Source organism: Microvirga medicaginis, from assembly GCF_052658925.1.
This window is the reverse complement of sequence record NZ_JBQWEL010000002.1, coordinates 431,757-439,806: the sequence shown is the minus strand read 5'-3', so window position 1 is coordinate 439,806 and position 8,050 is coordinate 431,757. Positions and strand designations below refer to the sequence as shown.

At 64.0% G+C, this 8,050-nt stretch carries 8 protein-coding genes; 4 read left to right on the top strand and 4 right to left on the bottom strand.

The genetic code is table 11. From position 1 onward, the window contains the following. On the bottom strand, positions 1 to 1,223 hold a 1,223-nt coding region (locus ACUXUR_RS05180; RefSeq protein ID WP_445501261.1), incomplete at its 3' end, for a DNA translocase FtsK 4TM domain-containing protein. A gap of 236 nt (positions 1,224 to 1,459) precedes the next feature. On the opposite strand from ACUXUR_RS05180, the gene ACUXUR_RS05175 reads away from it, so the two are divergent. Genes ACUXUR_RS05175 through ACUXUR_RS05165 form a run of 3 tightly spaced genes read left to right on the top strand, consistent with a single transcriptional unit; the run spans position 1,460 to position 3,443 of the window. Then, a complete protein-coding gene (locus ACUXUR_RS05175) occupies positions 1,460 to 1,840 on the top strand; it encodes a hypothetical protein (RefSeq protein ID WP_445501260.1) in 381 nt (126 codons plus the stop codon). Positions 1,841 to 1,881: 41 nt separating this feature from the next. Next, positions 1,882 to 2,829, top strand: a complete 948-nt coding sequence (locus ACUXUR_RS05170; protein ID WP_445501259.1) for a DUF1775 domain-containing protein — start codon at positions 1,882 to 1,884, stop codon at positions 2,827 to 2,829. Positions 2,830 to 2,843: 14 nt separating this feature from the next. Next, entirely contained in the window at positions 2,844 to 3,443 is a 600-nt protein-coding gene (locus ACUXUR_RS05165; protein WP_445501258.1) for an SCO family protein, read from the top strand. 398 nt (positions 3,444 to 3,841) lie between these two features. Here the strand turns inward: ACUXUR_RS05165 and ACUXUR_RS05160 are convergent, their stop codons facing one another. From ACUXUR_RS05160 to tesB, 3 genes are all read right to left on the bottom strand, one after another. Further along, a complete protein-coding gene (locus tag ACUXUR_RS05160) occupies positions 3,842 to 5,188 on the bottom strand; it encodes an ammonium transporter (protein WP_445501257.1) in 1,347 nt (448 codons plus the stop codon). Between the two features lie 37 nt (positions 5,189 to 5,225). Continuing rightward, positions 5,226 to 5,564 carry a P-II family nitrogen regulator gene (locus ACUXUR_RS05155; protein WP_445501256.1) on the bottom strand — a complete coding sequence of 113 codons (339 nt, stop codon included), beginning with the start codon at positions 5,562 to 5,564 and terminating at the stop codon, positions 5,226 to 5,228. Between the two features lie 207 nt (positions 5,565 to 5,771). Continuing rightward, complete coding sequence (gene tesB, locus ACUXUR_RS05150) at positions 5,772 to 6,632, bottom strand: acyl-CoA thioesterase II (protein WP_445501255.1); 861 nt, start codon at positions 6,630 to 6,632, stop codon at positions 5,772 to 5,774. Positions 6,633 to 6,766: 134 nt separating this feature from the next. Between tesB and ACUXUR_RS05145 the strand changes: the two genes are divergently transcribed. Then, a complete protein-coding gene (locus ACUXUR_RS05145; protein WP_445501280.1) occupies positions 6,767 to 8,029 on the top strand; it encodes a ubiquinone biosynthesis hydroxylase in 1,263 nt (420 codons plus the stop codon). Positions 8,030 to 8,050 lie beyond the last annotated feature (21 nt).

The following is an 8,050-nucleotide window of genomic DNA, read 5'->3' as shown; positions in this document are numbered from 1 at the left end:
CTCACCTTCGTGATCGCGCCACGGACGCCGAAATCCTCCAGCGTGCCCTCGAGCAGATTGGCGTTCTGCTCCAGCGCCTCCGCCGAGATCAAGGGAGCCGACGCCTTCTTGGGCTCCGCGAGCAGGCTCAGTTGCGGCAGCTGGTATTTCTCTTCGTCGAGAAGCGAAGGCTGCGCCTCACGCGCCATGCGCTTGCCGGGCCTTGGCGCGGCGGGGACAGGCCCGACGCGGGCCGAGACGGGCTCGGGGCGCATGGCGGCGCGAGGCACCGGCTGTGCCATGGGCTCGCCGTCATACGAATCGTCCTCGTCCTCGTCAGCCGGAGCTGCCGCAGGTGCGGTTCGCGAGGCACGGGCAGGGGGTGCATCGAGCACGGGCTCGCGACGCATGGTGCCGTCCCGATTGGCGCGACGGGGCTGCGGTGCGGGCTCGAAATCCTCGTCTTCGGCCGGCGCGTGGCGCTTCTCGCTCCAGCGGCGCGCCGTGGCCCGAAGGCTCATGACGCCGTGGGCGAGCGCACCGAGGGACACGATGCCCCAGCCGGGTTCGTCGTGGGTGATTTCCTCAGCCTCGTCCCAATCGGCGATCTGACGGCGCCTGACCGGGCGTGGAGCCTCTTCTTCCTCGGGTTCCTCGTGGTGGCGCTCCTCATTGGGGCTGAGGCCGCAGGCGGCTGTGAGGCTCAAAATAGCGATGCCGGCGAAGAGGAAGCCGAGAACGGCGCTGGCCGAGCCATTGGACAGGCCCGTGATGGCTTTGGCGCCGGTGAGGATCGCGTCGCCCGCGACGCCGCCGAGGCCCGTCGGCAGGGGCCAGCGGTCGGTGGCCGGCATGGCGCTCGCGAGCGCCGTGGCGGCGCCCACGCCCATCACCCACAGGGCAAAGCGCAGCTGCAGGCGGCCGAGCTCGCCCGATTTCATGAGACGCCAGCCCCAGAGCGCCAGCGGCAACACCCCGGCGATGGCGCCGAGGCCCAACAACTGCATCAGCAGATCGGCGATGATGGCACCCGGCCAGCCGAGCAGGTTGTGAACAGGAAGATCGGTGGCGTTGTTGAGGCTTGGGTCGTCCACTGACCAAGTGGCAAGCGCCACTGCCACCGCCCCCGCGACGGCGACGAGGCACAGGCCGGTCAATTCCTGCGTCCGGCGGGCGATGAAGGCCCGCAAGCCGCTGAAAAGGCCGTCATAGGCGGAAGAGGAGGAACGGCGTGCCGTACGCATCAAACCACTCTGAAAACCAGATAAAATGAGACAATCTTGCTGGGAGTTTAGAGGGGGTGGGTTAAGGGCCTATTAACCCTAGCGATTCGTGTGAAAAGCGACCTCGGTTTTCCTCACGAGGCACGGTTAAAGTGAGCATCGGATGGAGTCCCGAAAGTGGAATTCACTTTCGGGTCCGATGCCCGAGGGCTTTTGCGCAGTTGACGGCAGGGGCGGGAGAGACCAGTGTCCCGGCCATGATGCGCAAGGGCACGATCACGGCTTTCAAGCGCGCCGTTCTCACGGCGCTGATGGCCTATGCGCTCGTGCTGCAGACGGTTCTCGTCTCGCTCAGCGGTGCGGCCCATGCGGCGGAAGCGGCGGGTCCCCAGGGTATTCTCTGCCTTCAGGATGGGCGGACCCAGCCCGATCACGGCCCTGCCACAACGCATGACGGTCTGTGCTGCACCCTGAGCTGCCATGGCGCGGGACCGGCCGGGCCTGCTCCCGAGACGGTCCCGGCCGAACGGCTCGGACCTGTTGCCCTCAGCGTGCGCGTGCCGGTTGGTTCTCTCCAGGCACGCCTTTCATCGAGCGTTCTGCCTGTCGGATCGCGCGCGCCGCCGCGCCTCGCCTGATTGCCTCTTCAACAATCACGCGAATCTCACAGGTCATTTCCATGTCGTCGTCTCGTTCCCGCGGTGCGCTTGTCGCCGCTCTCGTCAGCCTTTCCGCGCCTGCTCTCGCCCATGTCTCCTTCGAGACGGCGCAGACCACGCCGAATTCTCCATTCAAGGCGGTCTTGCGCATCCCGCACGGCTGCGATGGTCAGCCTACCCTGAAGGTACGCGTGCGCATTCCCGAAGGTATTGTCGCCGTCAAACCCATGCCGAAGGCGGGTTGGAAATTGGAGACGACGAAGGGCTCTTACGTGCGTGCCTATCAGGTGCATGGCGAAACCGTCTCCGAAGGCGTGACCGACATCGTCTGGACCGGCTCGCTCGACGATGGCTTCTATGACGAGTTCGTATTCCAGGCGCGCTTCACCGATGCGTTCCAGCCGGGCGCGACGGTCTACTTCCCGGTGGTGCAGGAATGCGAGAAGGATACCGAGGAATGGGTGCAGGTCCCTGCCGCCGGCGAGGATTCGCATCATCTCGCTTCGCCTGCACCGGGCGTGAAGATCGTCGCCGCAGCAAACCCATCGCCAGTGGCGCAGCAAGTCGGCACGCTCACCATCGAGCAACCCTGGTCGCGCGCAACGCCTGCCGGCGCGCAGGTGGGTGGTGGGTATCTGCGCATCACCAACAACGGAAAGGAAGCCGACCGCCTGATCGGCGGCTCCTTCCCCAACGCTTCGCGCGTTGAAGTGCACGAGATGACGATGGAAGGCGACATCATGCGCATGAAGCAGGTTGCGGGCGGGCTCGAGATCAAGCCCGGCGCGACCGTGGAGCTGAAGCCCGGCGCAGGCCATCTCATGTTCATGGATCTGAAGGAGCCTTTGAAGGAAGGTCAGATTGTGAAGGGCACGCTCGTCTTCGAGAAGGCCGGAACCGTCGACGTGGAATACACGGTGCGCGGCATGGGCGGTGCTGCTCCCTCTGCGATGGAACACAAGCACTAGCAAGGAGTCGAACGATGGCTTTCAAACGCTCTCTTCTTATCCCGCTCGTGGTGTTTCTCGCAGGCCTCGGCATCCTGCTTGCCACCGCGTTGTTCATCTTCCAGCCGCAACAGCAGCAGAGTGCCGGACGTGTCCCCATCGGCGGGCCGTTCCGTCTGACCTCGCACGAGGGCAGGCCGTTCACGGATGCGGATCTGAAGGGCAAACCCTTCGTGGTGTTCTTCGGTTTCACCCATTGTCCGGAAGTCTGCCCGACCACGCTCTATGATCTCACACAGGATCTGGCGTCGTTAGATTCGGATGCCGACAAGCTGCGGGTTGCCTTCATTACCGTCGATCCCGCGCAGGACACGCCGGAACTGATGAAGACCTATCTCTCGTCATTCGATCCGCGCATCGTGGGGCTGACCGGGACGGAGGAAGAGATCGCAGCCGTCGCGAAGGCGTACAAGATCTATTACCGCAAGGTACCGACCGATAACGGCTACACCATGGATCACTCCGCCACGATTTTCCTCATGGACAGCAAGGGCGATTTCTACGGCACGTCGAACTTTCAGGAGACGGCCGAGATCCGGCGTTCGAAGCTGAAGCAGCTGATCAAGAACGGGTGAAGACCATCGCCATTGCGCCTCCTCGTCATCCCCGACACGTGAAGCGCGGGAAAGGGATTCCCGGTGTTGCGCATGAGAGTGGATTCCCTCTCCCTCCGCTGCGCTCCAGCCGGGAATGACATCGGATACGAGAAAAGCCCCGGCTTTCCAGACCGGGGCTTTCCGTTTCGAGCCTCTGGAAGGCTTCGTTGACGCATCGCCCGACGGAGGGTCTCAAGCCTTCGGACGATGCAGGTTATGCCGGCTTAGCGCATCTTGCGGACCCAGCGGGCCGCGCTAGCGACCCGAAGGGCCACGTCAGTGAAAAGTGGACCCGGTTTTCCGCACGATGCGCTCTCTATGGAAAGGAGCATCGGATGGATCCCAAAAGTGCAAGTCCACTTTTCTCGTCCGAAGCTCTAGTAGTTGTAGGCGCGCTCGCCGTGATCAGCGAGGTCGAGACCCTCGCGCTCGGCATCCTGCGTGACGCGCAGGCCCGTGATCAGGTCTACGATCTTGAAGAGGATCACGGAGCCGATGCCGGTCCACACCAGGGTGATGGCCACCGCGATCACCTGCGTGACGAGCTGGCCGGAGATGCTGTATTCGCCGACGCCATAGCCGCCGAGCGAGGGAGCGGCCACGATGCCGGTGCCAACGGCGCCAATGATGCCGCCCACGCCGTGGATACCGAACACGTCGAGCGCATCGTCGTAGCCCAGCGCATTCTTCACGGCTGTCACGGCGAAATAGCAGGCCGCACCGGCAACCAAGCCGAGCACGATGGAGCCCATTGGACCGGCAAGACCCGCAGCCGGCGTGATGGCGACCAGGCCAGCGACAGCGCCCGAAGCGATGCCGAGCAGTGAAGCCTTGCCCTTGCCCATGGCCTCAACGGTCATCCAGGAAAGGCCTGCCGCAGCCGGAGCCACGATGGTGTTCAGCAGAGCGAGGGCCGCGCCGCCCGTGGCCTCGAGGTTGGAGCCGGCATTGAAGCCGAACCAGCCGACCCATAGAAGGCATGCGCCGACGAATGTGAGGGTGAGCGAGTGCGGAGCCATCAGGTCGCGGCCATAGCCGATGCGCTTGCCGACCATGAGAGCGCCGACGAGACCGGCCACGCCGGAGTTGATGTGCACGACAGTGCCGCCCGCGAAGTCGAGAGCGCCGAGGCCGAAGAGATAGCCTTCGGAGAACCACACCATGTGTGCGATCGGCAGATAGATGAAGGTTACCCAGAGGCCGCTGAACAGCATCACCGCCGAGAACTTGATGCGCTCGGCGAAGGCGCCGACGATCAGGGCAGGGGTGATGCACGCAAAGGTCAGCTGGAAGGCGACGAAGGTGAATTCCGGAATGGCGACACCCTTCGTGAAGGTATCGGCGGTGGAATCCGTCGTTACGCCGGCGAGAAACGCCTTTGAGAAGCCGCCGATGATGGCACCCAGCGTTCCCTCGCCGCCGGAGGTGAAGGCGAGCGAATAGCCGTAGAACACCCACAGGATGGCCACGAGGCTGAACACCGCGAAGACCTGCATGAGCACGGAGAGCATGTTCTTGGTGCGCACGAGGCCGCCATAGAACAGCGCGAGGCCGGGGATCGTCATGAGGATCACGAGCAGCGCGGAGACGAGCATCCAGGCGGTGTCGCCCTTGTCGACGGTGGGAGCAGCTGCAGCGGCATCCTGTGCGAGAGCCGGATCGACCGCCAGGAGGCCGAGCCCCAGCGCGCCGAGCGCGGTCAGGAAGAGAGGACGGAACTTCATCGAATTCAAACTCCGAAGAGAACGGAAGGGGTGAGCATCAAAGGGCATCGGAATCGGTCTCGCCCGTACGGATGCGGACCGCTTTCTCGATGGGCGTGACGAAGATCTTGCCGTCGCCGATCTGGCCCGTGCGCGCGGCTGCCGTGATCGCATCGATCACTTGCGGCACGAGGTCTGTCGCCACCGCCACCTCGATCTTGAGCTTCGGCAGAAAGCTCACGGCATATTCGGCGCCGCGATAAATTTCCGTGTGGCCCTTCTGCCGTCCGTATCCTTTCACCTCGGTCACGGTGAGGCCGTGCACGCCGAGGGCGGTGAGTGCATCACGCACCTCCTCCAGCTTGAACGGCTTGATGACCGCCATCACGATTTTCATGGGTCTGGCCCCCTTTGAGACGCTGGCCTGGAATGTCAGGCCATGGTTTCCACATGAACCCGCCCCTGAAGGCGGTGTCGGGAAGGGGATATGCAATGATCGTGCCAAGCCTGCTCAGGCACGAGGTTGCGGCCCTGCCTCTTTCGGAGGCAGGTGCGGAATGGCCAGAAATTGCCCTGATTGCTTAAATTTTAAGCAAATGCCATTTTAGGCAGAGCGGTCGCGGATCAGGCCTTCCTGAGCCACCGAGGCGACGAGGGTGCCGTCCTGCTTGAAGATCAGCCCGCGCGAGAAGCCGCGGGCGCTGCCGGCGAAGGGCGTGTCCTGGGCATAGAGCAGCCATTCGTCGGCCCGGAAGGGCCGGTGGAACCACATGGCGTGGTCGAGGCTCGCCGCCTGAATCGTGGGATCGAACACGGTCCGGCCGTGAGGAAAAAGAGACGTATCGAGGAGCGTCATGTCCGAGGCATAGGCCAGGACGCATTGGTGGATCGCCGGATCGTCCGGCAGGCGGCCCGTGGTCTTGATCCACACGTGGAAGCGCGGTTCTCCGGGTTCGCGCGAGGTGTAGCGCTTGATCTCTACGGGGCGGATCTCGAGCGGACGCTCGCGCTCGTAGTAGGTGCGCATGGGCTCGGGCATCTGCAGCAGCAGACCGCCCTTGACCTCTTCCTCGGAGGGAAGTTCGTCGGGACCGGGCACTTTCGGCATCTCGGCCTGATGCTCGAAGCCACTTTCATCGATCTGGAACGAGGCGGACATGGCGAAGATGGCTTGGCCATGCTGCGTCGCCACCACACGGCGGGTTGTGAAACTCTTGCCGTCGCGGATCCGGTCTACCTCGTAGATGATCGGCACCTTGGGATCGCCCGGGAGCATGAAATAGCAATGGAGCGAATGAGGATGGCGCTCGTCCACGGTGCGGGTGGCGGCCACCAGCGACTGGCCGATCACCTGCCCGCCGAAGACGCGCTGCCATCCGCTCTTCGGGCTCTGGCCGCGAAACAGGTTCACTTCGAGCTGTTCGAGGTCGAGAATGGAGAGAAGGTCGGTCACGGCGCGGGACATGAATCGGTCATCCTCATCGAAGGGAAGCATCATCCATCAGCGAGCAGCGGGCGAAGGTCAAGCTTGACGCTGGTCAATGGATCGCTGACACCCAACGTATAACGTTCGAGACAGATTGAGTTGAGGAGAAAATGATGGGTGCAGGAGCGGGCATGGAGCGGTCGCGCATTGTCATCGCAGGCGGCGGATTGGCCGGTCTGTCCCTCTCGCTCGCCCTCAAACGCGCGCTGGAGGATGGTGTCGATGTGGTCATGTGCGATCCGGCGCTTGCCCGCGATCCGCACGGCGACCGGCGCTCCTTTGCCATCGCGGCGTCGGCGCGGCGGATGTTCGAGGCGCTGGGCCTTTGGGACAAGATGGCTGACAAGGCGCAACCGATCCTCGACATGGTGATCACCGATTCCGGCTTGCAGGACCCGGTGCGCCCCACCTTTCTCACCTTCGAGGGTGCGGTGGAGGGCGAGCCTTTCGCCCATATGGTGACGTCCGGCGACCTGACCGCGCTCCTGCTCGATGCCTGCCGGGACATCGGCGTGAGCTTAAGGTCCGAGGGCGTGAAGAGTTTTTCCACCCGAGGCGCGCGAACGGATGTGATGCTGGCGGGAGGCGAGACGATCTCTGCAGCGCTTCTCGTTGCAGCCGATGGCGCGCGCTCGCGCCTGCGCGAGCAGGCGGGTATCGGCTGGATCTTCTGGCCTTACAACCAATCCGGCATTGTCGCGACGATCTCGCATGAGCGCGATCACGAGGGCCGGGCGGTGGAGCATTTCCTTCCTGCCGGCCCCTTCGCCATCCTGCCCCTCAAGGACGAGGTGCGCCCTGACGGCACCGTGCAGCACCGCTCCTCCATCGTCTGGAGCGAGCGCAGCGGGAACGTGCCGGCGCTTTTGGAATCGCACCCTGAGGACCTGCAGGCGGAGCTCGAGAAGCGTTTCGGGCTGCAACTCGGCAGGATCGCGTTCGAGACCAAGCCTCAGGCCTATCCGCTGGCCTTCGGTGTCGCGCGCTGCTTCGTGGGCGAACGCCTCGCACTCCTGGGCGATGCGGCTCACCTCATTCACCCGATCGCCGGTCAGGGCCTGAATCTCGGCCTGCACGATGTGGCGGCGCTGGCGGAGATCATCACGGACGCCATGCGTCTGGGCCAGGATCCGGGCAGCGCCGATGTGCTCATGCAATACGAGCGTGCCCGCCGGGCGGATATCACGGCGATGGGTATCATGACGGACGGTTTGAACCGGCTCTTTTCCAACGATCTTCTGCCGGTGCGCCTAATCCGCGATTTCGGCCTGGGGCTTGTCGACCGGATGCCGGGCTTGAAACGCTTCTTCATTCGCGAGGCGGCGGGCCTGAGGAGAGAGAATGCGCCGCGCCTTCTGAAAGGCGAAGCGCTCTGAGCGGGACGGGGGTCGCCTTCT